The 26780-nt window shown below is 44.3% G+C and carries 29 protein-coding genes; 17 read left to right on the top strand and 12 right to left on the bottom strand.

The genetic code is table 11. From position 1 onward, the window contains the following. Positions 1 to 80 precede the first annotated feature (80 nt). Positions 81 to 554 carry a 23S rRNA (pseudouridine(1915)-N(3))-methyltransferase RlmH gene (gene rlmH, locus AC07M6_RS14190; protein WP_494890426.1) on the bottom strand — a complete coding sequence of 158 codons (474 nt, stop codon included), beginning with the start codon at positions 552 to 554 and terminating at the stop codon, positions 81 to 83. 452 nt (positions 555 to 1006) lie between these two features. Between rlmH and AC07M6_RS14185 the strand changes: the two genes are divergently transcribed. The 3 genes from AC07M6_RS14185 to AC07M6_RS14175 all read left to right on the top strand — a co-directional run bounded on the left by AC07M6_RS14185 (position 1007) and on the right by AC07M6_RS14175 (position 4142). Continuing rightward, positions 1007 to 2806 carry a MutS-related protein gene (locus AC07M6_RS14185; RefSeq protein WP_494890424.1) on the top strand — a complete coding sequence of 600 codons (1800 nt, stop codon included), beginning with the start codon at positions 1007 to 1009 and terminating at the stop codon, positions 2804 to 2806. A 236-nt stretch (positions 2807 to 3042) separates the two neighbouring features. Next, the gene (locus AC07M6_RS14180) at positions 3043 to 3624 is read left to right on the top strand and encodes an RNA polymerase sigma factor (RefSeq protein ID WP_494890423.1); all 582 of its coding nucleotides are present in this window, start codon (positions 3043 to 3045) and stop codon (positions 3622 to 3624) included. Continuing rightward, positions 3621 to 4142: a hypothetical protein gene (locus AC07M6_RS14175; RefSeq protein ID WP_494890421.1), complete on the top strand. Its 522-nt coding sequence runs from the start codon at positions 3621 to 3623 to the stop codon at positions 4140 to 4142. Before AC07M6_RS14180 ends, AC07M6_RS14175 begins: the two co-directional genes overlap by 4 nt. A 148-nt stretch (positions 4143 to 4290) precedes the next feature. Here AC07M6_RS14175 and AC07M6_RS14170 read toward each other — a convergent pair whose 3' ends face one another. The 4 genes from AC07M6_RS14170 to murQ form a co-directional block, all read right to left on the bottom strand. Beyond that, positions 4291 to 4863, bottom strand: coding sequence for a thiamine diphosphokinase (locus tag AC07M6_RS14170; RefSeq protein ID WP_494890419.1), 573 nt, complete (start codon positions 4861 to 4863; stop codon positions 4291 to 4293). A gap of 229 nt (positions 4864 to 5092) precedes the next feature. Continuing rightward, positions 5093 to 5827 carry a Bax inhibitor-1/YccA family protein gene (locus tag AC07M6_RS14165; protein WP_494890417.1) on the bottom strand — a complete coding sequence of 245 codons (735 nt, stop codon included), beginning with the start codon at positions 5825 to 5827 and terminating at the stop codon, positions 5093 to 5095. A 57-nt stretch (positions 5828 to 5884) separates the two neighbouring features. Further along, positions 5885 to 6451 carry a hypothetical protein gene (locus AC07M6_RS14160; RefSeq protein ID WP_494890415.1) on the bottom strand — a complete coding sequence of 189 codons (567 nt, stop codon included), beginning with the start codon at positions 6449 to 6451 and terminating at the stop codon, positions 5885 to 5887. A gap of 219 nt (positions 6452 to 6670) precedes the next feature. Further along, a complete protein-coding gene (gene murQ, locus AC07M6_RS14155; protein ID WP_494890413.1) occupies positions 6671 to 7492 on the bottom strand; it encodes an N-acetylmuramic acid 6-phosphate etherase in 822 nt (273 codons plus the stop codon). A 111-nt stretch (positions 7493 to 7603) separates the two neighbouring features. Here murQ and AC07M6_RS14150 point away from each other — a divergent pair, with 111 nt between their 5' ends. Then, on the top strand, positions 7604 to 9202 hold the full coding sequence (locus AC07M6_RS14150) for a S41 family peptidase (protein ID WP_494890411.1): 1599 nt from the start codon (positions 7604 to 7606) through the stop codon (positions 9200 to 9202). 111 nt (positions 9203 to 9313) lie between these two features. Then, a complete protein-coding gene (locus AC07M6_RS14145) occupies positions 9314 to 9991 on the top strand; it encodes a hypothetical protein (protein WP_494890409.1) in 678 nt (225 codons plus the stop codon). Between the two features lie 52 nt (positions 9992 to 10043). Here the strand turns inward: AC07M6_RS14145 and AC07M6_RS14140 are convergent, their stop codons facing one another. Together AC07M6_RS14140 and AC07M6_RS14135 are read right to left on the bottom strand one after the other, a co-directional pair. Next, positions 10044 to 10556: a DinB family protein gene (locus AC07M6_RS14140; RefSeq protein WP_494890407.1), complete on the bottom strand. Its 513-nt coding sequence runs from the start codon at positions 10554 to 10556 to the stop codon at positions 10044 to 10046. Beyond that, the gene (locus AC07M6_RS14135) at positions 10546 to 11772 is read right to left on the bottom strand and encodes a sensor histidine kinase (protein WP_494890405.1); all 1227 of its coding nucleotides are present in this window, start codon (positions 11770 to 11772) and stop codon (positions 10546 to 10548) included. Before AC07M6_RS14135 ends, AC07M6_RS14140 begins: the two co-directional genes overlap by 11 nt. Before the next feature lie 217 nt (positions 11773 to 11989). On the opposite strand from AC07M6_RS14135, the gene gltX reads away from it, so the two are divergent. After that, entirely contained in the window at positions 11990 to 13510 is a 1521-nt protein-coding gene (gltX, locus tag AC07M6_RS14130; protein ID WP_494890403.1) for a glutamate--tRNA ligase, read from the top strand. Positions 13511 to 13667: 157 nt separating this feature from the next. Here gltX and ytxJ read toward each other — a convergent pair whose 3' ends face one another. The 3 genes from ytxJ to AC07M6_RS14115 all read right to left on the bottom strand — a co-directional run bounded on the left by ytxJ (position 13668) and on the right by AC07M6_RS14115 (position 15477). Beyond that, positions 13668 to 13997 carry a bacillithiol system redox-active protein YtxJ gene (gene ytxJ, locus AC07M6_RS14125; protein ID WP_494890401.1) on the bottom strand — a complete coding sequence of 110 codons (330 nt, stop codon included), beginning with the start codon at positions 13995 to 13997 and terminating at the stop codon, positions 13668 to 13670. A gap of 207 nt (positions 13998 to 14204) precedes the next feature. Next, positions 14205 to 14699 carry a 6,7-dimethyl-8-ribityllumazine synthase gene (gene ribH / locus AC07M6_RS14120; RefSeq protein ID WP_494890399.1) on the bottom strand — a complete coding sequence of 165 codons (495 nt, stop codon included), beginning with the start codon at positions 14697 to 14699 and terminating at the stop codon, positions 14205 to 14207. A 100-nt stretch (positions 14700 to 14799) separates the two neighbouring features. Beyond that, entirely contained in the window at positions 14800 to 15477 is a 678-nt protein-coding gene (locus AC07M6_RS14115) for a tetratricopeptide repeat protein (protein WP_494890397.1), read from the bottom strand. Positions 15478 to 15616: 139 nt separating this feature from the next. Between AC07M6_RS14115 and recF the strand changes: the two genes are divergently transcribed. Beyond that, on the top strand, positions 15617 to 16717 hold the full coding sequence (gene recF, locus AC07M6_RS14110) for a DNA replication/repair protein RecF (protein WP_494890395.1): 1101 nt from the start codon (positions 15617 to 15619) through the stop codon (positions 16715 to 16717). After that, positions 16710 to 17000 carry a DciA family protein gene (locus AC07M6_RS14105; RefSeq protein ID WP_494890393.1) on the top strand — a complete coding sequence of 97 codons (291 nt, stop codon included), beginning with the start codon at positions 16710 to 16712 and terminating at the stop codon, positions 16998 to 17000. The genes recF and AC07M6_RS14105 overlap by 8 nt, the downstream gene beginning before the upstream one ends. Here the strand turns inward: AC07M6_RS14105 and AC07M6_RS14100 are convergent. After that, the gene (locus tag AC07M6_RS14100) at positions 16987 to 17202 is read right to left on the bottom strand and encodes a hypothetical protein (RefSeq protein WP_494890392.1); all 216 of its coding nucleotides are present in this window, start codon (positions 17200 to 17202) and stop codon (positions 16987 to 16989) included. The two genes, AC07M6_RS14105 and AC07M6_RS14100, sit on opposite strands and share 14 nt — an antisense overlap. Before the next feature lie 174 nt (positions 17203 to 17376). Next, positions 17377 to 17796, bottom strand: coding sequence for a nucleoside-diphosphate kinase (locus tag AC07M6_RS14095; protein ID WP_494890390.1), 420 nt, complete (start codon positions 17794 to 17796; stop codon positions 17377 to 17379). A 145-nt stretch (positions 17797 to 17941) separates the two neighbouring features. Here AC07M6_RS14095 and AC07M6_RS14090 point away from each other — a divergent pair, with 145 nt between their 5' ends. The 9 genes from AC07M6_RS14090 (at position 17942) to moaC (ending at position 26776) form a co-directional block, all read left to right on the top strand. Beyond that, positions 17942 to 18952 carry a DHH family phosphoesterase gene (locus AC07M6_RS14090; protein WP_494890389.1) on the top strand — a complete coding sequence of 337 codons (1011 nt, stop codon included), beginning with the start codon at positions 17942 to 17944 and terminating at the stop codon, positions 18950 to 18952. 6 nt (positions 18953 to 18958) lie between these two features. After that, on the top strand, positions 18959 to 19921 hold the full coding sequence (locus tag AC07M6_RS14085) for an FKBP-type peptidyl-prolyl cis-trans isomerase (protein WP_494890388.1): 963 nt from the start codon (positions 18959 to 18961) through the stop codon (positions 19919 to 19921). Positions 19922 to 19966: 45 nt separating this feature from the next. Then, positions 19967 to 20980 carry an FKBP-type peptidyl-prolyl cis-trans isomerase gene (locus tag AC07M6_RS14080; RefSeq protein ID WP_494890386.1) on the top strand — a complete coding sequence of 338 codons (1014 nt, stop codon included), beginning with the start codon at positions 19967 to 19969 and terminating at the stop codon, positions 20978 to 20980. Between the two features lie 160 nt (positions 20981 to 21140). Then, positions 21141 to 21665, top strand: coding sequence for a hypothetical protein (locus AC07M6_RS14075; protein WP_494890384.1), 525 nt, complete (start codon positions 21141 to 21143; stop codon positions 21663 to 21665). Between the two features lie 116 nt (positions 21666 to 21781). Further along, a complete protein-coding gene (locus tag AC07M6_RS14070) occupies positions 21782 to 22549 on the top strand; it encodes a TatD family hydrolase (RefSeq protein WP_494890383.1) in 768 nt (255 codons plus the stop codon). A gap of 54 nt (positions 22550 to 22603) precedes the next feature. After that, entirely contained in the window at positions 22604 to 23626 is a 1023-nt protein-coding gene (locus tag AC07M6_RS14065) for an asparaginase (protein ID WP_494890382.1), read from the top strand. 338 nt (positions 23627 to 23964) lie between these two features. Beyond that, on the top strand, positions 23965 to 24954 hold the full coding sequence (gene moaA / locus AC07M6_RS14060) for a GTP 3',8-cyclase MoaA (RefSeq protein ID WP_494890380.1): 990 nt from the start codon (positions 23965 to 23967) through the stop codon (positions 24952 to 24954). 8 nt (positions 24955 to 24962) lie between these two features. Continuing rightward, positions 24963 to 26162, top strand: coding sequence for a molybdopterin molybdotransferase MoeA (locus AC07M6_RS14055; protein ID WP_494890378.1), 1200 nt, complete (start codon positions 24963 to 24965; stop codon positions 26160 to 26162). A gap of 140 nt (positions 26163 to 26302) precedes the next feature. Beyond that, the gene (gene moaC / locus AC07M6_RS14050) at positions 26303 to 26776 is read left to right on the top strand and encodes a cyclic pyranopterin monophosphate synthase MoaC (protein ID WP_494890377.1); all 474 of its coding nucleotides are present in this window, start codon (positions 26303 to 26305) and stop codon (positions 26774 to 26776) included. Positions 26777 to 26780: the final 4 nt, after the last annotated feature.

Raw genomic sequence — 26780 nt, 5'->3', positions numbered from 1 at the left:
TGACCCAATGACCCAATGACCCAATGACCCAATGACCCAATGACCCAATGACCCAATGACCCAATGACCCAATGACCCAATCACTCATGATGATAAGGTTCCCCCTTAATAATGGTATAAGCCCTATATAACTGCTCCACAAAAAACAGGCGCACCATCTGGTGACTGAACGTCATCCGCGAAAGCGAGAGCTTATCGTTAGCGCGCTGATAAACCGTAGTATCAAACCCGTAGGGGCCACCAATAACAAAGATGATGCTGGCGGTAGACGAAATCGCTTTTTTGTTTAAATAGGCCGCAAACTGGCTGGACGATAGTTCCATGCCTTTCTCATCCAACAGGATCACAAAATCGGTCGGACTAACTTTTTTCAGGATTAGTTCGGCTTCCTTTGCTTTTTGCTGGTCCTGGGTTAGGGCTTTGGTGTTTTTTAGTTCGGGCAGGTCAAACAGTTCCAGTTTGGTATAATGCTTTAACCGTTTCAGGTATTTATCTATCCCTTCTTTAATATAAGCGTCCTCGGTTTTGCCAATGCTGAGCAGCGTGATCTTCATAAACACAAATGAACGATTATTTGAGGAAAGTCGGAAAGACGGGAAGACCGAAAGTCCGAAAGAATTGCCAGGTATCGGTTCCCTCCCCTGGGAGGGGTGCGGTGGATGGTGTTGTGGCAGGGAGGGGTTTGCACAATCCCGCCTTTTTGGCTAAAGCCATCTTGTATTGGCAATTATCCGTTGACTAAAGTCAACGGCAATGAATTTGAAAATGGATTTGTGTCAAACTCTTTGGGCTAAAGCCCACAGTCCCTTGTGTTTTTATCCGTTGGCTGAAGCCAACGGCAATAAATTAGGATTATTATGAAGAATAAGGATGACTATGTAAGTTCCCATTCATTGCCGTCCCATTTATGGGACGGACACAAATAACAAATTGATGGCTTTAGCCAAAACTTAACCAGCGATATTTAACCATTATCACCAAAAGAAATAATAGTTTTACGCCCGAAATGGATCAAACAATTACAGCGGATTACCAGCAACGTGTAGTGCAGGCACAGCAGCAAATTGATAAATACAGTAAGCTCATTAATACCTATTCCTTTTTACGTCTGGGTATTTTTGTGCTGATGGCGGCAGCTATCTGGCTATCGGTAAAAATTATTGGGTTTGCCTTGCTGGTAGTGCTGTTTATGGTATTGCTGATAGCTTTTGTATGGCTGGTATCGCGCCAAAGCTTTTTTGAACAGGAGCGCCTGTATTTCACCAACCTGAAAAAGGTGAACGAGAACGAGATAGCCAATATAACTACCCGTGGTAATATCTACGATAACGGCGGCCAGTTTGCCGATGACAAGCACCCATACACGGCCGATCTGGATATCTTTGGCAAGCTATCGCTTTATCAGCTGACTAACCGTGCGGCTACCTTCCCCGGTAAAAGTTTACTGGCTGATTGGTTTTCATCGCCATCTAAAAAAGAAACTATTTTAACCCGGCAGGAGGCCGTAAAAGAATTGGCCGCTAAAACCGACTGGAAACTGGATATGCAGGCCCGCCTGTTATTTGCCAACGGGGCCGATGCCGGCCGGTTGGATAATTTATTTGCTTACCTGAGTTTGCCCCTGCATTTACCTGGCGAAAATTGGCTGAAGCCGTATATTAAAATGGCGCCTTACCTGTTAGCCGCAGCTATTATTGGCGGGCAATTTGTACCGGTTATTAACCTGCTGGCTATTGTGATAGCCATTTTTAATATGGGCATACTGGTATCAAGAGGCAGCTATATAGCTAAATCGGGCTTTGTGGCTGATAAAATAGGGCAGGTGCTGGACAGTTATACCACGGTGTTTAAAAAGATGGAGGCCGAACAATGGCAGTCGGCGGGGTGCAAACATCTGGCTGATCAGTTAATGGCTGGCGGCACCTCTAAAAAAATTGCAGAACTATCCCGGCTGATCAATAAACTGAGCTATAGCCTGATCCTGATCGTTGGGTTTATCCTGAACGTGTTTTTCCTGTGGGCATTGAAACAGATTATCGCTATTGAAGACTGGAAGCGGCAGAATAAAGACGGTATTGGCGAAGCTTTCCAGGTGATTGGCGAGTTTGAGGCTTTGCTGAGCCTGGGCGGATTGCACCGTAATTATCCTGAATGGATTTTTCCGCAAATAGCCACAGGTGATGGCTATACTTATAAAGCCAAAAATATAGCGCACCCGCTCATCAGCCAAAACCGGGTTGCTAATGATTTTGAACTGGACGATGCTTTTAAGATAGATATCATTACCGGATCGAACATGGCGGGCAAGAGTACCTTTTTGCGTACAGTGGGCATTAACGCCGTACTGGGCCTTTGCGGTGCGCCGGTTTGCGCCGATAACATGGAATTGTCGGTGATCCGTGTGATTACTTATATGCGTATTAAAGATTCGCTGAACGAAAGCACATCTACCTTTAAAGCCGAACTGGACAGACTGCAAATGCTGCTGGCCGCGGTTGAGCACGAGGATAAAGTTTATTTCCTGATTGATGAGATGCTGCGGGGCACTAACTCGGTTGATAAGTATCTGGGGTCGAAAGCCGTGATTAAGCAACTGATCCAAAAACGAGGGGTTGGCCAGGTTGCTACGCACGATTTGCAAATTGCCCGGCTGGAAGATGAATATCCGGACTATGTGCGCAATTATTACTTTGATATACAGGTGGTAGATGGCGAGATGCTGTTTGATTACAAAATAAAGCACGGGGAGTGCAAAACCTTTAACGCGTCGTTATTGCTTAAACGGATTGGGGTAGAGGTGGAGTAATTATAGCCGAATATTCACAGTTCCCTCCCATGGGGAGGGGTGCGGTTGGATTTGTGGTGGCGGGGAGGGGTTTATGCAAGCGATGAAACCCCTCCCTACACCCTCCCTATGGGAGGGAATCGCACAATCCCTCGCTTTGAATTACGCATATTATTTGGAGAGGGCCGGGGAGAGGTGAAAATAAACCGTAATTTAGTGTAACCTGTGTTAAACAGGTATAGTCATAGATACCAGTAATGCAGAACAAGCTTTCGGATATCGAGTTGATCAATCAAACCCTGGCGGGAAACCAATCGGCCTATGCCGACCTGGTGAAACGGCACCAGCGTTTTGTGTTCACGCTTGCGCAGCGCTTTACTAAAAGCCGCGAGGATGCCGAAGAGGTTGCCCAGGATTGCTTTATAAAGGCGTACCGTTCGCTGGCCTTGTTTCAGCAGCAATCTAAATTCAGCACCTGGCTGTATAGCATAGTTTATACCACAGCCATGACGCACCTGCGCAAAAAACGAGTGGCTACCGATTCTATTGATGATGAGAACGCTCATCTTCAAGTTGCCGATAGCTATGGCGGTATGGATACAAATCTGGCCGAAAATAAATCGCGGTCGTACTATTTAAATATAGCCATTGGCCAGCTATTGCCCGATGATGCCACCATTATTACCCTGTTTTATAACGGGGAGCAATCGTTAGAAGAGATTGGCGAAACAATGGGCATAGAGGCTAATACTGTTAAGGTAAAACTATTCAGGGCGCGCCAGCGTTTAAAAGAAAAGCTGGAACGACTGTTAAAACATGAGGTAAACGAACTGATATGAGCAGCATTGAAGAAAAACTCTGGAATTATATTGACGGTACCTGTAGCCCGCAAGAGCATGAGCAGATCAGCCGGCTGATCCTTCATGATGAGGAGTATAAACAGCAATATGCCGAACTGATGCAACTGCATAACGAGTTTAGCAGCCTTGAACTGGACGAGCCGCCAATGGCCTTTACTTATAACGTAATGGAGCAGATACGCACCCAGGAAGCCAGTGTGCCCTTAAAGGCGGCTATTAACAAACGGATTATATATGCCATAGCTGCTTTTTTTGTATTAAGCATATTGGCGCTATTAGTTTTCACTTTGCGTGATATTAACTGGAGCAGCAGCGGCAGCAGCCAAACTACCTTTAAAATGCCGGTGCAAATAAACGCGCCACAGGTTAAAAGTATATTCAGTGGCCGCTGGATGCAGGGCTTCCTGTTTTTTGATGTGGTGTTGGGCTTGTTCCTGTTTGATGCTTATTTACGCAAACGGAATACTTTAAACAAAACAGGAATAAAAGCCGATTAAGATGAAAAACTATGGCAGCACGGCCGGTTTTGGTACAGAAGTTGCTATACTATATGTGAACTGGCAATCTTGCCGGTTTAATTGTGATAAGGTTTAGGTTGAAAGTCCCCCGGAGCAAGTCTGGGGGGCTTTTTATTTATAGCCTGTTTTACTCCAGGGGCTCTGCAATTAATAAATAAGGGTTTGTAAACTGCAAACTAAAGAATCCATCCTGTACGGTTTCATAAACATTGTCTGCCACAGGCAACAATCCGGTGTACACAAAATTGTGCGATACTGTCAAAATTTCTATACGCTCGCCGCCAGGTTTCCATTTGCTGAAGCCGGAATGCACGGCTACTATCTTTTTATTGTCAAAAAAGATCACCAGGTCAATCTGATCAATCATAGTGGCATAATGATGCGCGTCAAATTCATCAGTTATCAAATTTACGGCATGGTACCCTGCGGCAATTAAATAATTAAGCGCGGTAAGGACAGGACTGCCACCATTCACCGGCATCAGTTTAATATCCAGTTGTTGCAGGTCTATCATTTCATCGGCCACCAGCCAGTCTATTTTAATGCCGTAAGCCTGCACTTTCTCGGCAGTGGCGGCAGTTACCACTACGGTAGGGCTCCATTCCAGCAGCTGCCCTAATAATTCGTCGGGGAAGTTATCCAGTCCGGCTATCAGTAAAGCCGGTTCCTGTTTTTCGCGTACGATATGGTGGGATGACATGGGGTTGGTGATTAGAGATTAGTTAATTAGAGATTAGTAAAGCCAGGGCTTGTGCGATTCCCTCCCGTCGGGAGGGTGTAGGGAGGGGTTTCATCAAGCGCATAAACCCCTCCCTGCTACCGCACATCCAACCGCGCCCCTCCCTGTGGGAGGGAACTGTTAGCAACAAAACTGCATAAAAAAAGCCGCCAACCAAAGGCCGACGGCTTTTAAATCTTTTATTATCGGATTACCTTCTGCGGCCAAATATGCGCAGCAGGAACAGGAACAGGTTCACAAAATCAAGATATAAAGACAGGGCACCCATCAGGGCCAGTTTTTTACCATTTGCATCGCCGTATTCTAATCCGGCGCCAATGCGTTTTAGCTTTTGTACATCATAAGCGGTTAAGCCTGTAAATATGGCTACACCAAAAAAGCTCAGGATATAATCAAACTGCGCGCTGTGTAAAAACATATTGATTAACGAAGCCACAATTAAACCTATCAGGGCTATAAACAGCAGTGAACCAAATTTGGTCAGATCGGTACTGGTAGTATAACCGGCTATTGCCATTACACCAAATAATACAGTAGCGGTTAAAAATACGCTCAATACAGATGATGCAGTATAGATTAACAATATACCCGAAAGGCTAATACCTAAAACTGCGGCATAAACGATAAACAATACAGCCAGTACGGGATATGATATCCGGTTAAACCCAAAACTAATTATTAGCACAAACGCCAAAGGCGAGAATAAGGCTAAAACACCTAAGCCGGTTAAACCGTTTGTTACCGGGTTAACTATGTATGCCCGCATATCATCGTTATTGGCAAACTCGTAAGCCGCAAAAGTTGATATGGCCAACGCGGCAAACATCCATAAAAAAACGTTGGCTAAAAATTTACGGGACGAAGCAACCTCGTCGTCCATTTGTATCACACTTTGATAAGTGTAGTTTTTCTCTTTAATTTCCATTTTTATTTAATCCTTTTATTGAATTGTAGTATAAAGTTAAGCAATTTTAATGAAGATTTAGTTAAGACGCTTTGTCATCTGTTCTTCAACTTTTTTAAACACCTGTATGGGTTTCAGGCTGCGCCAGCCCAGGTCATTAAGCTCGCCGCCAAAATTGATATAGTAGTCGATATTGCTGTTTTTAAATTCGTTGATCACGTGTTCCTGGAAATTTATACCGGCTATCCAACCATCCTCTACCTCCTGAAACCATTCTTCGTAATAGCAATCGTCGGATGCGTGATAGTTCAGTACATTCTCGCCAATCAGGATAAATTTATCAACGCCCTGGTCTATCATCAGATCAAAAAGCTCGCGCTTCATCAGCATAATATCATTGTTAATGGCGTCGTTCCATTCGCCTATCAGCTCAATAATGCTATAGCCGCGGTCGTAATCAACAAATAATATTTTGAGGTAAAGGGTATTCGATCCAAACGAATCCCACTGCGGGTGTATCAGATAGTTATATAACTGCTTGTCAAACTCAAACTCGTTATATTGGGTAGAGTAGAACGGCGATTGCATGTCTTCGGCTGCTATATAATCATCCCGCCACCTGTAATATGGTTCTATCTCGTGCATGGTACCAATGTGCAGATATGCAAATGTGCGTATGTGCAAATGATTTGCAACGGCACTACATACTGCACCTTTTTAAATTTTTAATTATTCCATCATTCGCACATCTGCATATACGCACATCTGCATATTTTTTTCATCATTCGCACATCTGCATATACGCACATCTGCATATTTTTTTCATCATTCGCACATCTGCATATACGCACATCTGCACATTCTCTATTTGCCCTGTATTACACGCGTATGCTGTTCAACGGCTTTACGTACGCTGCCATACTCTTTTAACAGATCGGCGGCGGCATCCTCATCCAAACCGGTTTCGTCCATTACCATGTGGGTACCGCGGTCAACCAGTTTATGATTGGTGAGTTGCATATCCACCATTTTATTCCCCTTTACACGGCCTAACTTTATCATTACGGCCGTGCTCAGCATATTTAACACCATTTTTTGCGCGGTACCGGCCTTCATCCGGGTAGATCCTGTTACAAACTCCGGTCCGGCTATTACCTCTACCGGGTATTGTGCCTCGGCCGCTACAGGGCCGCCGCTGTTACATACAATGCAGCCCGTTGCCAAACCCATTTTGTTAGCCATGCGCAGGCCGCCAATTACATAAGGCGTTGTACCCGATGCTGCTATGCCTACCACCACATCCTTGCTGTTTATATCGTATTCCTGCATATCAATCCAGGCTTGTTCGGGGTCGTCCTCGGCAAATTCTACGGCGCGGCGTATAGCGCCATCGCCGCCGGCAATAATGCCTATCACCCAATCAAAGGGTACGCCATAGGTAGGCGGGCATTCGGATGCATCCACCACACCAAGCCTGCCGCTGGTACCCGCGCCAATATAAAACAGCCGTCCGCCTTTTTTCATACGGTCGGTCACTACATTCACCAGTTTTTCGATACTGGGCATTGCTTTTTCCACTGCGTAGGCTACGGTTTTATCCTCATCATTAATATGACGCAGCAATTCACCCACCGGCATTTGCTCCAGGTTATTGTAATTCGATTCCTTTTCGGTAACTAATCTCATCAGGTTATATACAGATAAACAAAAATCAGTAAAATTTAGTATAAAATATACAATACAAATATTAAAAAATTATATGCTGTTAAGTGCAATGTTTAACTTTGTTGCAGAACAATGAAAAGAGCGGCGGCAATTATCTTCAGATCACTTATTTTAGTACTAACCGGTATCGCTATCGGCCTGTTAATCAGCAATAATGAATTTCCCGGCCATGGCCTTGGTAATCCTTTTGCTAAGGACAACAAACTGGAAAAAACGTTACAGCTTGTTAAAGACAAATACGTAGATACGGTAGATATAGCACGCTTTGAGGGCGAAACTATTAATAAAATACTCCAAAACCTCGATCCGCACTCGCTTTATTTACCGCCACAGCAGGCACAATCCATTAATGAGCGGCTGGAAGGCGAGTTTAACGGTATCGGGATTGAATACCAGTTACTGCGCGATACCCTGTACGTTACACAGGTTTATGCCGATGGCCCTGCCGATAAGGCCGGTATAAAGAATGGCGAACGGGTGGTGACTGTTAACCGCAAAGCGTTTTCGGGCACACACCTGACGGCCGAACGGGTGAGCAAGCTGTTAAGGGGAGAAAAAAATACGAGTATTGAGTTAGGGGTAACGGCAATGGATGGCAAAGCCGGCATCAGGCAATGCCTGGTTACCCGCGGGCATGTAGACCTGAGCAGCCTCGACGCCGCCTATATGACAGCGCCCGATATCGGTTATATTAAACTCGGCAAGTTTGCTGCTACATCTGATACCGACTTTCGTGTTGCCCTGCGTAAATTAAAAGCCAGCGGGTTAAAAAAGCTGGTGGTTGACCTGCGCGGCAATGGCGGCGGGTACCTGAGCGCGGCCACCTCATTAGCCGACGAGTTTTTGCCCAAAGGCAAACTGATTGTTTACACCAAAGGCGTGCACGAGCCGCGTACCGATTATTTTGCTTCAGATTCGGGCATGTTCCAGCAGGGTAACCTGGCGGTGCTGATAGATGAGTATTCGGCCTCGGCCAGCGAAATACTGGCGGGCTGCCTGCAGGACCTTGACCGGGCCACTATTGTAGGCCGGCGGTCGTTTGGTAAGGGTTTGGTGCAGGAGCAGTTTCCTTTCGGGGATGGTTCGGCCATCAATTTAACCGTGGCTCGCTACTATACGCCGTCGGGCAGGTCTATCCAAAAATCATATAAAAACGGTATCGACAGCTATCATAACGATATTGCCGTGCGTATGCAAAAAGGCGAACTATACTCGGCAGCTAATAATCTGAAGGATAGTTCATTCAGTAAATCCTCATCTTACCATACCGCCAAAGGCAAAAAGGTTTACAGTGGCGGCGGCATTATGCCCGATATTTTTATTGCGGCCGATACCAATACCAACACCGAACTGATACAGGAACTGAACCAGGAACAGCTTTTTACCGCTTTTATTATCGATAAACTTTATGCCGTATATAAAAAATACAGCACCGAGGATGATTTTGTAAACCAATACAACGTAAGCGATCAGGATCTGGATGCCTTTATCCTTTATTCGTCTGCCACGGTTAAAGGAATGGATCAGCGCGAATTGCAGGTGTCTAAGCCCAATATCAAAAAACTGTTAAAAGCTTATATGGCACGTTTTAAATGGGGTGATAGCGCGTATTATCGTGTAATTAATAACAATGACCCGGCACTGGTTATGGCCATAGCGGTAGTGAAATAATCCCAGCTTTATATTTAGCAATAAAAAATATCGACTATTTACTTAGTATTTAAATATTTAGTACTTTTATATTAAAAATAAAACCTAACTATTATGAAACACCAGATATTAATGGCCGCTATGCTGGCCGCATGCGTAACTGCATCAGCGCAAAATCAGGAGAAAAAAGTTGCTATCAACAAAAGCGCACAACTTGATTATACCGTTGCTAATGACGGTAGGACAAAAGATGGACTTTATTACGTGAAAAATACCGCTAACGATGGGGTATTAGTACAAGGGCATTATAAAAATAATGAGCGTACGGGCACCTGGTATTTTTTTGATGCAAAAGAAAAATTGACCATGCGTTATAACTACGATCAGAAAAAGTTATTATATATAGATCAGGCTTCATTAAAAAATGTATCTGTGCATGTTTTGAGTTATGATGAAGAGGTAGCTAAAAATGCATCGGCGCCGTTACCGTTATGCCCTATTGATTTTTATGTGTCATTAATTGGCAATGAGATATATAGCAATAATTACGACCCGGCCAACGATGATTTAACAGCTGAAATTACAGCACATATTGATGCTAAAGGCAAAGCCATTTATACTGTTGCTTATTTATCTAAGGATAAAAAAACATTGGAAAAACAAATCGATTTAAATGTTGCCTTCCCTATTGAATGGATACCGAGTGTATATAAAGACAAAGCCATACCATCAGAATTTACAGTGTATGCCAAAATTCAAGCTAATACTGTTGCAGATAACGATTATCGCAGGTTTAGGTGGAATGACTAAGCAATAAATGATTTTATAAAAAAGGCCTTTATAAAAATAAAGGCCTTTTTTATTACAGGTATCTTTCTTTTATAATGCGCAGGTGGTGCAATTCGTGCCCGGCCATAATGTAGGCCAAAGCCCTAACCGATATGGGGTAATTGTTGGCGGTACCCACTAAAGTGCTTTGTTCATCACTCAAGCCCTTCAGCATATAAATATTGCCGGTCCGTACGGTTTTAAATTCTTCGGCCAGGTTGGTTAAGGTGCGGTTATTAAAGCCGCCATTATCAACATAGTCATTCTCATCAAACCCGGGTAAATTATTCTGATCGCCGCGCGAAAAGCAAAGCAGCCTGAACGCAAAAACACGTTCAGCATCAATCAGGTGGCCTAATAGCTGTTTAATGGTCCATTTGCCTTCGGCATAAGCGTAACTGGCCTTGTTTGCCGGCAGGCTGTTAAAAAATGTAAAGGTGCTGTCTTTTAAATCGTCTAACAGGCTGATAATATTATCGGTATTAACCAGGTTAATGTAGGTGCTGTAAAAATGGGCGTATTCGCCCGCTTGCGGTTTAGTTATCATTACTTAAACTTTTTAATATGATACGGAAGTTAGTCCCTTTGCCCAGTTCAGAGTCGCGCACAAATATCTGCCCGTTGTGATAATTCTCTACCATGCGTTTGGTTAACGATAAGCCCAGCCCCCAGCCACGTTTGCGCGTGGTGTATCCTGGTTGAAAAACGGTGGCAAATTTAGAGCGGGGAATGCCTTTACCAGTATCTATCACATCAATAAATATTTGTTTTTTGGCTTTGTTGCCCGATACATCTACTGTAATGGTTCCTGTACCTTCAATAGCGTTAACAGCATTTTTCAACAGGTTTTCAATAACCCAGTCAAATAAGGGGATATTTAAACCAGCAATCAACTTTGGGTCACCAAGCACTTCAAAGGTGATCTTATTGCTCACCCGTACCCTAAAATAATCTACAAAATCTTTCACCACGTCATAAACCGAATAGGGCTCCAGTTGCGGTACCGATCCTATTTTAGAAAACCGATCGGCCACAATTTCCAGCCGCCTCACATCGTTTTCCATTTCCAGTATCAGTTGATCATCTTCGGCATTAAACTTATCCTTCATCAATTCAATCCAGGCCATTAACGATGATATAGGCGTGCCTAACTGGTGCGCGGTCTCTTTAGCCAATCCAACCCAAACCTGGTCCTGCTCCGACCGGCGCGATGAGCTGAAAGCCGTATAAGCCATCAACAGGAAAATAGCGATAACCGATAGCTGCACATAGGGGAAATATTTTAGCTGCGTAAGCAAAAACGAATCGCGGTAATAGATCAGCCAAAAGCCCTTACCACCCATAGGCGCCTGCACCCGGATAGGTTCGTGCTGGGATTTCATGATCTCCAGTTGGTTGATGAAATAAGCCGGATCATACTGTGGTTTCGGTTTGCCTTTTACCGCGGGCTCGCCAATATCCTGTATATACGTTTTTGTTTCATCTAAGCCTTTCGTCATAATCAATTCGCCATGCTCGTCAATAATAATAGCCGGCACAATAGAACTATCTCTTACGGCAAATACATAACTCAGAAAGTCATCATCATCAGATGTAAGGATCTGCTTCATACTCATGGCCCAAACCTGGGCGCGGGTACGTTCGGACGCATTGATGTTTTTTACCAGGTAATTGGTGTAAAATAACGATCCGCTCACAATCACCACCGCAAAGGCGATCAGTGTGTATTTCCAGCGTTTTTTTTGTTGGTAGGGGTTAACCATTGTGCCCAAATATAATTTTTTTAGTCCGAAAGTCGGGAAGACCCGAAGTCCGAAAGATAATAATAGTCCGAAAGACCGAAAGTCCGAAAAGATCGGGTGATAAACTGAACCAATTCCTTAACTTAATTTATTCAATAAAAGTATCTTCCCACCTCCTGACAATCTTTCGGACTTCCGGTCTTCCGGACTTCCCGACTTTCCCTATCTTTGCCCCATCATGACAGATAAAAAAGTGAGGGTGCGTTTTGCCCCAAGCCCTACCGGCGGCTTGCATTTGGGCGGCGTACGTACCGTGTTGTTTAACTACCTGTTTGCCAAAAAAACAGGTGGCGATTTTGTTTTACGTATTGAAGATACCGACCAAAGCCGTTACGTGGATGGCGCCGAACAGTATATTTTAGATTGCCTGCAATGGTGCGGCCTGACGCCTGATGAAAGCCCGGTAGCCGGAGGCAAATACGCGCCTTACCGTCAAAGCGAACGCAAAGCCATTTACCGCGAGTATGCCGAGCGCCTGGTAATGGAAGGCCATGCCTATTATGCCTTTGATACCACCGAGGAACTGGATACAAACCGTAAGGAGATCCCTAACTTTCAATATGGGCACGCTTATCGCGATACCTTGCGTAACTCGCTTAGCTTGTCGCAGCATGATGTTGACCAGCTATTGGATGCCGGCACCCCGCACGTGATACGCATTAAAATGCCGGCCGATGAACATATTGGCTTTACCGATATGATACGCGGCTACGTAAATTTTGATACCAACCAGGTTGATGATAAGGTTTTGCTAAAAGCCGATGGCATGCCTACCTATCATTTAGCGGTGGTGGTTGATGATTACCTGATGAAGATAACCCACGCCTTTAGGGGCGAGGAATGGCTGCCATCGGCCCCGGTACACCTGCTGTTATGGAAATACCTGGGTTGGGAAGCCGATATGCCCCAGTGGGCGCATTTGCCTTTAATATTAAAGCCTGATGGGCACGGTAAACTGAGCAAGCGTGACGGGGCCCGCCTGGGTTTCCCGGTGTTTGCCATGAATTGGTTTGATGCCAAAACGGGCGAGCTTACGCCGGGTTTCCGCGAGCTGGGCTTTTTGCCCGAGGCTTTTGTAAACCTGCTGGCTATGCTGGGCTGGAACGATGGCACCGAACAAGAGATTTTTTCGCTGGATGAACTGGTAGAGAAATTCTCGATTGAGCGGGTAAGCAAAGCCGGCGCTAAATTTGATTTTGAAAAAGCCAAATGGTATAATGCAGAGTGGATTAAGAAGTCGGAAGCCCAGAGTCTAAAGTCTAAAGTGGAAGCCGTATTGGCCGATAAGGGGATTACCGGGATTGATGAAAGCTACCTGCTAACGGTGATCGATCTGATCAAAGACCGGGTTACTTTACTGCCCGATTTTTATACCCAATCTGCTTACTTTTTTCAGCAACCTGCCGAATATGACCTGGCCGCCGTTAAACCCAAGTGGACTGAAGCTAAAACCGATTTCTTTAACGAGTTTGCCGCTAAGCTAAGCGCTATGGAAACAGTTGAAGCTGCTGAATTAGAAGCTACCTTTAAAGCGTTTATGGAAGAGAAGGGCTTTAAAATGGGCGATGTGATGCTGCCTTTCCGTATTATGCTGGTAGGCGGCAAGTTTGGCCCGCATGTTTTTGATATTGCGGCGCTGCTGGGTAAGGAAGAAACGGTGAGCAGGATAGGGAAGGGGCTGGTGGCGTTTACGGCGTAATAATCCCTTATACACCCCATTGTCATTGCGAGGAGCAGCGGGAAGGGCTGTGTAATGGAGCGACGCGGCAATCCCATAGGCGGGTCCGTTTTTATGTCCTCTGGGATTGCCACGCTATCGCTCGCAATGACAATGTTTTTAATAAAATACAGGGGTACTACTCAATCAACAGCAAAGTATCATCCACAGATATTTCACCGTGCGATTGATCAAGGATGCACTCGCCGTCTTTGATCAGCAGCAACTGCGGCGACTCGTGATGTACGCTGAAATCGGCGGCTATTTTGCCGGATATATCGCGGTGTTGAATAAGGTCTAAAAAATAAAGCGGAATTTCTGCCGGCAGCCTGTCCCAATCTAATTCAAATCTCCGTTTAGCCATCATACTGATAGAGCAGCGGGTGCTGTGCTTAAAAATAACGCTGTACCCATTCTTCTGCTTAATACTATCCAGTTGTTCTACCGTGTTCAGTGAAGTCCAGTTCATAAAATATATTATAATACAAAAATACAGCAGAGCAGCCGTATTAGTTTCAGCGGAAGGTAAAAATGGCTTTATAATGTTATTAGCGCCTGCTGTTACCGTATGCAGGACATAGTTTTTGCGAGCAGGAAGATAACGCTGTACCCAAGGCCAGGGCTATAAAAGCTATGTAAACTATTTTTCTCATTTCTTAATAACGTTAAATTTTATTTAATCGTTTAATGTCCGGGCCATATCTGCCATTTTTATGGCGGTTATGGCTGCTTCATCACCTTTGTTGCCATGTTTGCCGCCTGCGCGGTCAATAGCTTGCTGCTGGTTATCGGTAGTCAGCACACCAAATATAACAGGTTTGCTGTATTTAATGGCTACGTTACTAACCCCGTTGGCCACCGCGTTGCAAATAAAATCAAAGTGCCTTGTTTCGCCCTGTATTACACAGCCTAAACAGATCACCGCATCTAATTTAAGATTTTTTAGCAATAAATCGGCACCCGATGTTAATTCAAAGCTACCCGGAACGGTGTAAGTGAAAATATCGTCTTCCAGCGCGCCATGCATCAGCAGGCTTTGATAGGCGCCCTGATAAAGGGCGTTGGTGATCTCGCTGTTCCATTCGGCTACGGCTATCCCAAAACGGAACCCTGCTGCCGATGGTACGGTAGTGTTAGAAAAATCGGATAAATTTTTAAGCTGGGTAGCCATTTTTTATGGATTGCGAAATTCGAAATTTCAATTGCGAAGTTAATATGGTAATTCGGAATGTCAATCGCATCATTTCGAAATTGACATTCCGAACTTCGAATTACAACTTGGCTTCGGCCCTTGCAATGTACTCGTCAATGCTTTGTGCTTCGGTACTTTCAGGGTATTCAGTTTTTATCTGTTTGTAGGTTTCGGCAGCAGTTTTGGCATCGTTTTTAGCCTCGTAAACCAAACCCAGTTTTTTAAGATAAAAAGGGGTCAAAAATTTATTAGCAGATTTATCGGCCGCTTTTTGAAAGTAGGAAGCCGCTTTATCGTAGTCTTTTAACTCTACATAAGCATCGCCGGTGCTGCCTAAAGCTTCGGTTGCCACCATGGCATCATCGCCATGATAGTTAGAATAGCTATCAATTGCTTTCTGGAATTCGCCTTTGTTTAAATAAGCGGTACCCAGGTAAAAGTAAGCCAGGTTAGCGGCTTTGGTATTGCTGTATTTATCAGCAATTTTTTCAAAGCCGGGGTAGCTGCCATCACCTTTTATGGCTTTGTCCCAGTCTTTTTTAGCCCAAAAATCCTGTGCTACGTGCATTTGGTCGGCGGCCTCAACTTCACGTGGGCCTATATACATTTTTTGGTAGGCAAAGTAAATTGCAACAATAGCCACAATGGCTGCACCTATAAATAATAAGCTTTTTTGGTTCTCCTGTACAAAATTGCCTGTGCTTGCTGACGCCTTAACATTTGATGAGGTAGCAGTAGTGGCCTGTGTTTTCGACATTTCTATTTTAAAATTAAGTTTGCAAAAATACGCTTTTAAAAATTTTTAACAATAGCTTTTAATTTAATTTGTTACACTTAATTTTTAAAGGTATTTAATCGGCAAAACAAAAGGGTATTGTTACCTTTGATGTGCTGTTATGTATCTGCAACAACTCTCCGTACTCAACTTTAAAAACTATACCGAAGCCGAACTTGTTTTCAGCGATGGTGTAAACGTATTTGCGGGTAATAACGGCGCTGGCAAAACCAATATACTGGATGCTGTGCACTACCTGTCGCTTTGTAAAAGCTATTTTAACCCGATAGATAGCCAGCAGATTAAACAGGATACCGATTTTTTTATGGTCAGTGGCGTTTTTAATAAGGACGACCGGCAGGATACCGTAGCCTGTGCTGTTAAGCGCAATCAAAAAAAGCAATTTAAACGCAATAAAAAGGAATACCAGCGCCTGGCCGATCATATTGGCAAGTATCCGCTGGTGATGATATCGCCGTATGATATCAGTATCATTATTGAAGGGAGCGAGGAGCGGCGCAAGTTTATTGATAATGTGATATCGCAAACAGATAACCGGTACCTGGACGAACTGATCATCTATAACAAGGTACTGGCTAACCGTAACGCCCTGTTAAAGCGTATTGCCGAAACAGGCCGTTATGACCCGGGTTTGCTGGAGGTGCTGGACGAACAACTGATCAGTTCGGGCAATAAGATCTTTGCCAAGCGCAAGGCTTTTATGGAAAGCTTCACCGAAATTTTTAATACCCACTATCATTTTTTAAGCGATAGCGCCGAAAATGTAGACCTGGTGTACGACTCGCCATTGCTGGCAGATGATTTCAGCGCCCTGTTAAAAAAATCGGCCGAGAAAGACCGTGTGCTGGAGCGTACCACCATGGGGATCCATAAGGATGATTTGCATTTTAGTATCCATGGTATGCCCATGAAAAAGTTTGGCAGCCAGGGGCAGCAAAAATCGTTTTTAATAGCACTAAAACTGGCGCAGAATAGTTTTTTATACAGGCAAACCGGCTTTAAGCCATTGCTGTTACTGGATGATATATTTGATAAGCTGGACGACCTGCGTATTACCAAGCTGATGCAGATGGTAAGCAATCATGATTTTGGGCAGGTGTTTATTACCGATACCAGCGCCAAACGTGCTACGGATGTTTTTAAAAAAATTAAAGTTGATTTTAAATTATTTAAAGTAAACGGAGGACGGATAGATGCGTAAAGCCAACGATAAAACCCTGAAGGAAGCCATTGAGCAAATGCTGCAGGTTTATAAGATAAAGCGCAAGTACGAAGAAACCGGCATAACATCGGCCTGGCCCGAACTGGTGGGCAAATCGGTAGCTAACCGTACTAAGGAATTATTTATTAATGATAAAAAGCTGTTTGTGCGGATAGAATCGTCGGTAATTAAAAACGAGTTGCTGCTTATGAGGGCGCAAATTATTGAAAAAATAAACGACAGGGCAAACGCTAAGATAGTAGAAGAGATTATTTTCCTCTGAAAGTACCACCGCTGCGTATTAAGTGGATACTGCTGTGCCTCCTGAAGATATCATCGCGTACTAATGAATACATGATGATGAACAGGCCGGGCATCAGGAATGCGAATTGTACCTCAGGGTGGTTTCTGAAAATATTTATACAGGCAATTGCCAAAGCAACAATCACGGCCGAATAAACAATATATCTGAGTAGTACTTTCATATCTCTTTCTCTTTAAATCCGGGCGCAAATGCCGGATTTTTTTATGAGCAACGTAAAAGTAACTTGTTTTGTTCCCAAAAACAAGAGAAATAAAATAAAAATGTCCGGATATTTTTCGGTTTTACCGTATCCGGACATTTAGTTAGGAATAGTTAAGCTAAACTTAAACTATAATTAAAATCTTTCGAATGCAGAGAAGAAGAAATTGCCTTCAATATCAGCGTTTTCGTCCGAATCTGAACCGTGCACTGCGTTTTCCCCCATTGATTTTGCAAATAACTGGCGGATGGTTCCCGGCTCGGCTTTAGATGGATCGGTAGCGCCTATCAGTTTACGGAAATCGGCAACAGCATTGTCTTTTTCTAAAATAGCGGCAACAATTGGTCCCGATGACATAAAGCTAACCAGTTCGCCATAAAAGGGACGGTCTTTGTGCACTTCGTAAAATTTGCCGGCCAATTCCGGTGTTAAAGCAGTGTATTTAAAAGCTACAGGTTTAAATCCGTTTTTGATGATCTGATCCAGGATGGCGCCGATATGTCCGTTAGCAACAGCATCCGGTTTTATCATGGTAAAAGTTCTGTTAGTTGTCATGGTGCGTTTTATTATTGTAGCCCGTAGGCCTTATGTTTAATTTGGCGCAAAAGTAGCTTTTTAAACTCAAAATATAAAAGTGTTTGTGCAAATACATAGCTTGTATTTAATTAATTTATTTAGCTTTGCAACTCTTTTTTAAAAAATGTTGGACATCGCCTCGCTTAGGGAATTATTAGCACAACCCCAAAAAATAGTGATCACAACCCATCACAAACCTGATGGGGATGCGTTGGGTTCGTCGTTAGGTTTATATAACTACCTGATACAGCAAGGTCATCACGCAACGGTAATCAGCCCGACCGATTACCCGGAGTTTTTAAGCTGGATGCCCGGCAATGGCGAGGTAATGATCTATACCGAAAACGTTGCCGCCGCAACTACATTGATAGCCAATGCCGCTTTAATATTTTGCCTCGATTTTAACGCCCTGGGCCGTATTAACGAAATGGGCGAACTGGTGCGCGAAAGCAAGGCCCAAAAGGTGATGATAGACCATCACCTGGAGCCCGAGGATTTTGACGATTACCGCTATTGGGATATCAACGCCTGTGCCACCGCGCAACTCATCTATCATTTTATTGTAGACGAATTGCATGGCCAAAAATATATTAATGCCGATGTAGCCACTTGTTTGTATACCGGTATTATGACAGATTCGGGCTCGTTCCGTTTCCCCGGCACAACATCTGCAGTACACCGTACCGTTGCCGAACTGATTGATGCCGGCGCTGTTAACTGGCGCATACATGAGCTGGTTTACAGCAATTCATCCGAAGAACGCCTGCGTTTTTTAGGGCACTGCCTAAGCCAAAAGCTGGAAGTATTGTATGAATATAATACGGCTTTAATTACGGTAACTAAAGCCGAAATAGAACAATACCATGTTATAACCGGCGATACCGAAGGGATTGTAAATTACGCCCTATCAATTACCGGGATACGCCTGGCCGCGTTTATTGTAGAGCGGGGCGATAAGGTAAAACTATCATTACGATCGAAAGGCGATTTCCCGGCAAACGAGATCTGTAAAAAATATTTTAACGGCGGCGGCCACCGCAATGCGGCCGGCGGCATGTCCGAACAATCACTTGAACAAGTAACCAATCAATTTAAAACTATATTACCAGAGTACAAAACACTATTAATCCAATAAAAAAAAATGAAACAAAAATTAATGTTATTAGCTGTAGCTGCTATAGCTTTAACCAGCTGCGGCGGCGGATTTAAACAAGGCCAGGGCGGCATGCTTTACAACATCCACGAGGATAAATCGGGCCCTACTGTTAAAGAAGGCGACTTTGTTAGCGTAAATATGATCGCTAAAACCGACAGCGGTAAAGAATTGAACAATACTTATACATCGGGCAGGCCTATTGCCACCTTAATGCCTAAAATGCAGTTTAAAGGCGATGTTGTAGCCGCGATTATGATGCTGAGCGAAGGCGATAGCGCTACCGTTAAGGTTAATGTTGACTCGATGGCTAAAGCCGGACAGCCGGCACAACCTGGTTTTAAAGGCAAATACATTGTTTTTCAGCTGAAGGTAGAGAAAGTGATTGCTAAAGGTAACCTGAGCGAAACTGTTTTCCAGGACCGTGTTAAGGATTACTTTAAAACTGTAACTGATAAAATAAAAGCAGACGAGCCTAAAAAAATCCAGAAATACATTACCGATAATAACCTTAAAACCACAAAAACAGCTTCGGGCTTAAACTATGTGATCACTAAACAAGGCAGCGGCCCAACGCCTGCTGTAGGTGATTCTGTTGAAGTATACTACGTGGGTAAGTTTTTAAGCGGTAAAGTTTTTGAAACTAACGTTAAGGAAGAAGCCATGAAAGATAAGGCTACCTATAACCCGCAGAACCCATATAAGCCTATCCGCGTACCTGTTGGCCTGCAAAAAGTAATACCAGGTTGGGATCAGGGCCTGATGTTAATGAACAAAGGATCAAAAGCAACTTTAGTGATACCGGCAATACTGGCTTATGGCGAGCAAGGCATGGGCCCTATTGGTCCGTTCACACCATTGGTATTTGATCTGGAAGTAACCAATATCATTAAACCAGATCCTAATGCAAAACCAGCGCCGCCTGCACCGCAGCCGCCTGTAAGTAAATAAAATATTTATAGCCTTCCGTTTTTATACGGAAGGCTTTTTAATTTCATGATGAAGAAGTTCCTTTTTTTAGCTTTTTTTATTGCCCCTTTTGTTTTAAAGGCGCAAAATGGTTTTATGCGTACCCCAAAGGGCGTGCAATATAAAATTGTAAACCGTAACGTAGGCGACCGTATTAAACTGGACGATGTAATTACCTTCCAGGTGGTGCAAAAAACCGAGAAGGATTCGGTATTATTCAGTTCGTATACGCTGGGGCACCCTATCAAAATACAGGTAAAGCCTTCGGGCAATATTGGCGATCTGATGGATATTTTCCCGCTGTTAACCGCTAAGGACAGCGCCGTGATAAAAGTACCAACCGATAGCATTTTTATTGGTCATGAAGATGCGCGTCCGCCGTTTTTTCCTAAAGGAAGCAGTCTGGTTTTCACCCTGAAAATAGAAAAGGTACAATCGTTAAACGACGCGATTGCCGAGCGCAATGCCGAAATGGACAAAATGCGCAGCAATGAGGCAACGGCGGCTAATAAATATATTGCCGACCATGGGCTCACCAACCTTACCGCTACCACATCTGGTTTAAAGTATGTAATTACCCAGGCAGGTACAGGCCCTAAAATTGTATTTGGCGATACCGTATTGGTTAACTACGCCGGCCGCAATACCGAAGATAAGTTGTTTGATACCAGTATGGAGGCCGTAGCCCAGGCAGGCGGTTTAAACCAGCCCGGCCGCACTTACGAACCTTTAAAACTGGTTGTAGGCGTAGAGCCCCCGGTTATTAAAGGCTGGGACGAAGGCCTGGTGTTGTTAAACAAAGGGGCCAAAGCTACTTTCGTTATCCCATCAACCCTTGGTTATGGCGAGCAGGGTGCCGGTAACGATATTAAACCGTTTAGCACCATTATATTTGATTTGGAAATAGTGAAGGTGATGCACCCCAAACCTAAGCCGGTAAAAGCAGGGGCCAAAGCCCCGGTTAAAAAACCAGCTACTACAAGCAAAGCCCCGGTAAGCAAAACACCGGTTAAGAAGCCGGCCACCCCGGTGAAAAAATAAATTTGAAAAGCCTTCTGCTAACAACAGAAGGCTTTTTTACTTTTATGGGGTTGAGGACAGAACTTTTATTTTTTATGACTAAACTTGGCAAGTTTGACGCAACTCAATCAGCTTTTTCAGTAGGAAACAAAGGCACAAAATGTAATAATTAAAAATTATCATGAAATATTTTTTTAATATAGCAGCTATCCTATTCATCATGCTTTTATCGGTAAAGGCAAACGCGCAAATGAAACTCTCAGCAAATGCGAAAGTTAATCAGTTACCTGAAGACAGCTTGTTGAAGGAATTTGAAAACAAAATATATCATACTTTTTATGGGCCGGGTTATCGGAAAAATAACACAACCTATACCATGTTGAAAGTGGACATTAATTGGGATGGAAAAGTAACCGGTATCAACTTTTCAGATAGTGCCGATTCCACTTTTGTTAACGCCTGGATTAACAGCAAGATCGGTCAGGATGACAAGGCAACATTAGAACGTTACGCTCAAATAAAAGCATATAAAAGTGTTTCTTTATTAATACCAATAAATTACCAATATGGTTACCCGGTTAAACAAAAAGATTTATCACCAGGTGAGCGGGATGCATTGCTAAAATTTAATAAGAAAAATTTCAACGGTAAAGCCATCATGTTTGATCCTATTAAAATATCGGTGCTTGGTAAAGGAGATATGTAATAAGCCTTTGCTGTTGCAAGGGTTTTCGTGTAACATAGCAAAGCCGGCCACCCCGGTAAAAAAATAAATTTGAAAAGCCTTCTGCTAACAACAGAAGGCTTTTTTACTTTTGCAGCATGGTATTAACCGATACGCATACGCACCAGTACTACGAAGCCGACCCCGAAAAGCGCGCTGCCCTGATGCAACGCTGTTTTGAAAATAAAATAGACCGCCTGTTTTTACCCAATGTGGATGTAGCATCAATGCCCATGGTGTTTAACCTGGCGGCAGAATATCCGCAAAATTGTTTCCCTATGCTGGGCCTGCATCCCTGCGATGTAAAGGACGACTGGCAGCAGCAACTGGAAACCATAGCCGCGGCCATCCCACAGCAAAAAATATATGCCATTGGCGAGATAGGGATAGACCTATATTGGGATAAAACCACGTTGGATAAACAGGTAGAGGCTTTCAGAATCCAGATCAATTGGGCCAAAGCTAATAAGCTGCCTATTGTGATTCATTGCCGCGATGCCTTTAATGAAGTGTACGAAGTGCTGCTGCAGGAGCAGGATGAGAACCTGCGAGGGATTTTCCATTGCTTTAGCGGTACGGTTGAGCAGGCCAAACAAATTACCGACCTGGGTTTTTACCTGGGCATTGGCGGTGTGGTTACTTACAAAAATGGCGGATTGGACAAGGTAGTGGCGCAAATTGACCTGAAGCATATCGTTTTAGAAACAGATTCTCCGTATCTTACCCCCGTTCCTTATCGCGGTAAACGCAACGAAAGTTCGTACCTGGTATACGTGGCGCAAAAAGTAGCCGAATTGCATGGTACGGATATGGAGACCGTTGCAAATATCACTACCGCTAATTCAACAGCGGTATTTGGCATATAAGCAGCATTTTTTTGAAGAAAGTATTTTATATATTTATAGCATAACCAATATACCATGTGCCAGATACTGATCATTTATACCGGAGGGACAATCGGTATGATGAGCGATCCGAAGACCAATGTGCTCAGGCCGATTAACTTTGAGCAAATTATGGAAAATGTACCCGAACTGGAACGGCTGAACTGCCGTATCATGGTGCATTCCTTTGCCGAGATCATCGACTCATCAAACATGAACCCCGCCATTTGGAGCGATCTGGCCGGCCTGATCGAAAAAAATTACGATAAGGTGGATGGTTTTGTTATCCTGCATGGGTCGGATACCATGTCGTTCACCGCTTCGGCCTTAAGTTTTATGCTGGAGAACCTGGCTAAGCCCGTCATATTTACCGGTTCGCAATTGCCAATCGGCTCTATCCGTACCGATGCCAAGGAAAACCTGATGACGGCTATTGAAATTGCTAAAGCCAAAAAGAACGATAAAGCCCGCGTACCCGAAGTTTGTATCTATTTTGATTATAAGTTGTTCCGCGGGAACCGCTCGTTTAAATATAACTCGGTAAAGTTCGAGGCTTTCCGTTCGCCAAATTACCCTATCCTGGCCGAATCGGGCGTGCATATGCGTTATAGCATCAACGATATCCGCCAGCCCAAAGAAGACGGCGGACTTATCGTTCATAATAACCTGGTGAATGATGTTGCTGTATTGAAATTATACCCGGGTATTAGTCCGAAGGTGGTAGAAAATATTGTGAACGCCGGTGTGCGCGGCATTATTATGGAAACCTTTGGCGCCGGCAATACCACAACCGACCAATGGTTTGTTGATTTGCTGAAGAGCGCTATTGATAGCGGTAAGGTGATTGTTGATATATCGCAATGTAAGGTAGGTACTGTTGAACTGGGCCGTTACGAAACCAGCAAGCAATTGAAAGATATTGGCGTAGCCAATGGTTATGATATGACCTATGAAGCCGCCGTTACCAAAATGATGTACCTGCTTGGCCAAAGCGACGACCCCAAACAGGTGAAAGAATGGATGGAAACCGACCTGCGTGGGGAGCTGACGGTATCGTAAATTATTAGGTATTTCTTATAATTAACCACAAAGATTTATCCTCGCCCAGTTAAGCGTCCACGCTTGACTGTATGCCTAATTAAGCGTCCACGCTTAATTTCGCAAGCGTGGACGCTTGCTTCAAAATAAGTTTAAAGCGCGGACGCTTTAAACGGCGTTAGTTTTTATTATTTAAAACAGGCCTTTGTGAACTTAGTGCTACCCTCTTAGTGATCTTTGTGGTTAAATCGCCACTATCACCCCATCACCATCACCACTCAATCGTAATTTTTGCAAGCTTATACACCTAAGTCAGACAAATAAGCCCTTTATTTGTATTATTACTATAATATAGCATCTTGATAACAGATAATCACGGCCGGAAAATTACGTACCTGCGCCTGGCGGTAACCGACAGGTGTAACTTGCGCTGCTTTTATTGCATGCCCGAGGAAGGTATTGATTGGCTGGGCCGTAAGGAGCTGTTAAGCTACGAGGAAATGCTGCGGCTTTGCAACTTGCTGGTAGGCATAGGGATAGAAAAGATCCGCATTACAGGCGGCGAGCCTTTTGTACGTAAGGACATGATGCAGCTATTAGCCGCCCTGTCAGCAATTGATGGCTTGAAAGATATCAGTTTGACCACCAACGGTGTGTTAACCGCGCCTTATATTCCGGAGTTAAAGCGATTAGGCATTAACTCCATTAACCTGAGTTTAGATACACTGGATGCCGGCCGGTTTTTCAGTATCACCCGCCGCGATGAATTTGCCGCCGTAATGCATACGCTGGATGAATTGCTGAAGCATGATATGGAGGTGAAGATAAATGCCGTAGTAATGGATGGCCGCAATACCGACGATATATTGCCGCTGGTAAACCTCACTAAAGATCTGCCCGTTAGCGTACGTTTTATTGAGGAAATGCCATTTAATGGCGATAGCCGTATATACCAGGGTTTAGCCTGGGATTACGTGCGAATATTGGATCATATTAAGGCAAGCTATCCTGAGATCCAAAAAGTGAAAGATGCGCCGTATTCCACATCTTACAATTACCAAATCCCGGGGCATAAAGGCAGCATCGGTATTATCGCCGCATATTCGCGCACCTTTTGCGGTACTTGTAATCGTATCCGTTTAACCCCGCAAGGCGAATTAAAGACTTGCCTGTATGAAGGGGATGGGTTAAATATTAAGGATTTGCTGCGCGCCGGAATGGCTGATAGCGATCTGCAAAATATACTGATCAATGCCATCAGCCACCGTGCTAAGGATGGTTGGGAGGCCGAAGCCGAACGCAAGGCAAACGACCCAGCGCACGAATCTATGGCATCAATAGGAGGCTAATTATCATTATGACAACCGTACAACAGGCAGAGCATATTATCCTGAACCAGGTCCGCAATTACGGAACGGAAGAAATAGGTTTTGAGCAATCGCATGGAAGGGTACTGGCCGAGGATATTTTTGCCGACCGTGATATGCCCCCCTTTAACCGGGTGACGATGGATGGCATTGCCATTAATTATTCGGCTTATGCTGATGGTTTGCGCACCTTCCATATCGCGGCCACGCAGGCAGCCGGCGATAAACCTGTGGATATTACCGCGTCAGATCAATGCATAGAAATTATGACCGGGGCGGTTTTACCTGATACCCTGGATACCATTATCCGCTACGAAGATGTGCTGATTACCGGTACCAATGCCGAGATAGTTGTGGATACCGTTAAAGCCGGGCAAAACATCCACTTTAAAGGCCGCGATAAACAGTTAGGAGATGTAGTGGCAGCGAAAGGGAAGATCATTACCCCGGCGATTATCGGCATTATGGCATCGGCAGGGAAAACGAGGGTGCTGGTAAAAAAAATACCTAAAACAGTTATTATCTCATCGGGCGATGAACTGGTAGATGTGCATGAAACACCTGCGCCGTACCAGATCAGGAAATCAAATAGTTATACCATCAAAGCCGCTTTGCAGCAGCAAGGTGTACAGGCAGATATGCTGCATATCCCCGATGATCCCGAAGCAACACAGGCCGGGATTGCTAATTGTTTAAAAAATTACGATGTGATCTTGCTTTCGGGCGGTATCTCCATGGGTAAGTTTGATTATATCCCGCAGGCGCTGGAGCAGGTAGGTGTGGCTAAACTTTTCCATAAAGTACAGCAGCGCCCCGGCAAGCCCTTTTGGTTTGGGGCCGATAGAAATGGCGCGCTGGTATTTGCTTTTCCCGGTAACCCTGTGGCAACCTTTATGTGCCTGCACCGCTATTTTTTGCCCTGGTTAAACGCGGCGATGGGTTTAGATGAAAAGCCGGCAAGGTATGCAGCCCTGTCCCAGGATTTTTACTTTGAACCCGACCTGCAATATTTTTTACAGGTAAAAACAACGCTAACGGCCGATGCCCGGTTGATCGCTTCGCCGCTGGCCGGAAATGGGTCGGGCGATTTTGCTAACTTAGCAGATACGGATGCCTTTTTAGAACTCCCCGCCGGGCGCAACGAGTTTGAAGCAGGAGAGGTGTTTAGGCTGTGGTCATTTGACCAATAAACCTTGTCATTTCGAACGTAGAGAGAAATCTTATACGAGCGGACTGTCTGCGTGTAGAAGATTTCTCCTCGTACCTCGTTCGAAATGACATATACATTAAGAGAAATTGGTGAAATCAAAACATAATCGGTGAAATCAAAATGAGTTTTACTCACTTAAACGAACAAGGCAAACCCACCATGGTTAACGTAGGCGAAAAGGCCATCACCCATCGCACGGCTACCGCGCGCAGTATAGTGGTGCTGCCTGCCGAAGTACTGGCCCAATTAACCGATGGCAACCTGCAAACCAAAAAAGGTTCGGTGTTCCAGGTGGCTATTATAGCCGGGATAATGGCCGCCAAAAAGACCGGCGAACTGATCCCGCTGTGCCACCCGCTTGGGCTGGACAATTGCGATATCGCGATCAGTTTGAACGAAGCGCAGGAGGTTGTGATTGATTGCACCACCAGCATCACCGCCAAAACGGGGGTAGAGATGGAGGCTTTAGTGGGCGCCAGCATGGCGGCCTTAACCATTTATGATATGTGCAAAGCCATGAGCCACGATATTGTAATTAAAGAAACCAAACTGATGGCAAAAACGGGAGGGAAACGTGAGTTTAAAAGATCATAAAAAA

The sequence above is a fragment of the Mucilaginibacter sp. GW821-FHT07H05 genome (assembly GCF_059418485.1).
This window is presented reverse-complemented; position numbering and strand designations above follow the sequence as displayed.

Excerpts from the sequence above, each read along its gene's own strand:
- rlmH (WP_494890426.1), bottom strand. The coding sequence starts at position 554 with ATGAAGATCACGCTGCTCAGCATTGGCAAAACCGAGGACGCTTATATT.
- AC07M6_RS14185 (WP_494890424.1), top strand. The coding sequence starts at position 1,007 with ATGGATCAAACAATTACAGCGGATTACCAGCAACGTGTAGTGCAGGCA.
- AC07M6_RS14180 (WP_494890423.1), top strand. The coding sequence starts at position 3,043 with ATGCAGAACAAGCTTTCGGATATCGAGTTGATCAATCAAACCCTGGCG.
- AC07M6_RS14175 (WP_494890421.1), top strand. The coding sequence starts at position 3,621 with ATGAGCAGCATTGAAGAAAAACTCTGGAATTATATTGACGGTACCTGT.
- AC07M6_RS14170 (WP_494890419.1), bottom strand. The coding sequence starts at position 4,863 with ATGTCATCCCACCATATCGTACGCGAAAAACAGGAACCGGCTTTACTG.
- AC07M6_RS14165 (WP_494890417.1), bottom strand. The coding sequence starts at position 5,827 with ATGGAAATTAAAGAGAAAAACTACACTTATCAAAGTGTGATACAAATG.
- AC07M6_RS14160 (WP_494890415.1), bottom strand. The coding sequence starts at position 6,451 with ATGCACGAGATAGAACCATATTACAGGTGGCGGGATGATTATATAGCA.
- murQ (WP_494890413.1), bottom strand. The coding sequence starts at position 7,492 with ATGAGATTAGTTACCGAAAAGGAATCGAATTACAATAACCTGGAGCAA.
- AC07M6_RS14150 (WP_494890411.1), top strand. The coding sequence starts at position 7,604 with ATGAAAAGAGCGGCGGCAATTATCTTCAGATCACTTATTTTAGTACTA.
- AC07M6_RS14145 (WP_494890409.1), top strand. The coding sequence starts at position 9,314 with ATGGCCGCTATGCTGGCCGCATGCGTAACTGCATCAGCGCAAAATCAG.
- AC07M6_RS14140 (WP_494890407.1), bottom strand. The coding sequence starts at position 10,556 with ATGATAACTAAACCGCAAGCGGGCGAATACGCCCATTTTTACAGCACC.
- AC07M6_RS14135 (WP_494890405.1), bottom strand. The coding sequence starts at position 11,772 with ATGGTTAACCCCTACCAACAAAAAAAACGCTGGAAATACACACTGATC.
- gltX (WP_494890403.1), top strand. The coding sequence starts at position 11,990 with ATGACAGATAAAAAAGTGAGGGTGCGTTTTGCCCCAAGCCCTACCGGC.
- ytxJ (WP_494890401.1), bottom strand. The coding sequence starts at position 13,997 with ATGAACTGGACTTCACTGAACACGGTAGAACAACTGGATAGTATTAAG.
- ribH (WP_494890399.1), bottom strand. The coding sequence starts at position 14,699 with ATGGCTACCCAGCTTAAAAATTTATCCGATTTTTCTAACACTACCGTA.
- AC07M6_RS14115 (WP_494890397.1), bottom strand. The coding sequence starts at position 15,477 with ATGTCGAAAACACAGGCCACTACTGCTACCTCATCAAATGTTAAGGCG.
- recF (WP_494890395.1), top strand. The coding sequence starts at position 15,617 with ATGTATCTGCAACAACTCTCCGTACTCAACTTTAAAAACTATACCGAA.
- AC07M6_RS14105 (WP_494890393.1), top strand. The coding sequence starts at position 16,710 with ATGCGTAAAGCCAACGATAAAACCCTGAAGGAAGCCATTGAGCAAATG.
- AC07M6_RS14100 (WP_494890392.1), bottom strand. The coding sequence starts at position 17,202 with ATGAAAGTACTACTCAGATATATTGTTTATTCGGCCGTGATTGTTGCT.
- AC07M6_RS14095 (WP_494890390.1), bottom strand. The coding sequence starts at position 17,796 with ATGACAACTAACAGAACTTTTACCATGATAAAACCGGATGCTGTTGCT.
- AC07M6_RS14090 (WP_494890389.1), top strand. The coding sequence starts at position 17,942 with ATGTTGGACATCGCCTCGCTTAGGGAATTATTAGCACAACCCCAAAAA.
- AC07M6_RS14085 (WP_494890388.1), top strand. The coding sequence starts at position 18,959 with ATGAAACAAAAATTAATGTTATTAGCTGTAGCTGCTATAGCTTTAACC.
- AC07M6_RS14080 (WP_494890386.1), top strand. The coding sequence starts at position 19,967 with ATGATGAAGAAGTTCCTTTTTTTAGCTTTTTTTATTGCCCCTTTTGTT.
- AC07M6_RS14075 (WP_494890384.1), top strand. The coding sequence starts at position 21,141 with ATGAAATATTTTTTTAATATAGCAGCTATCCTATTCATCATGCTTTTA.
- AC07M6_RS14070 (WP_494890383.1), top strand. The coding sequence starts at position 21,782 with ATGGTATTAACCGATACGCATACGCACCAGTACTACGAAGCCGACCCC.
- AC07M6_RS14065 (WP_494890382.1), top strand. The coding sequence starts at position 22,604 with ATGTGCCAGATACTGATCATTTATACCGGAGGGACAATCGGTATGATG.
- AC07M6_RS14055 (WP_494890378.1), top strand. The coding sequence starts at position 24,963 with ATGACAACCGTACAACAGGCAGAGCATATTATCCTGAACCAGGTCCGC.
- moaC (WP_494890377.1), top strand. The coding sequence starts at position 26,303 with ATGAGTTTTACTCACTTAAACGAACAAGGCAAACCCACCATGGTTAAC.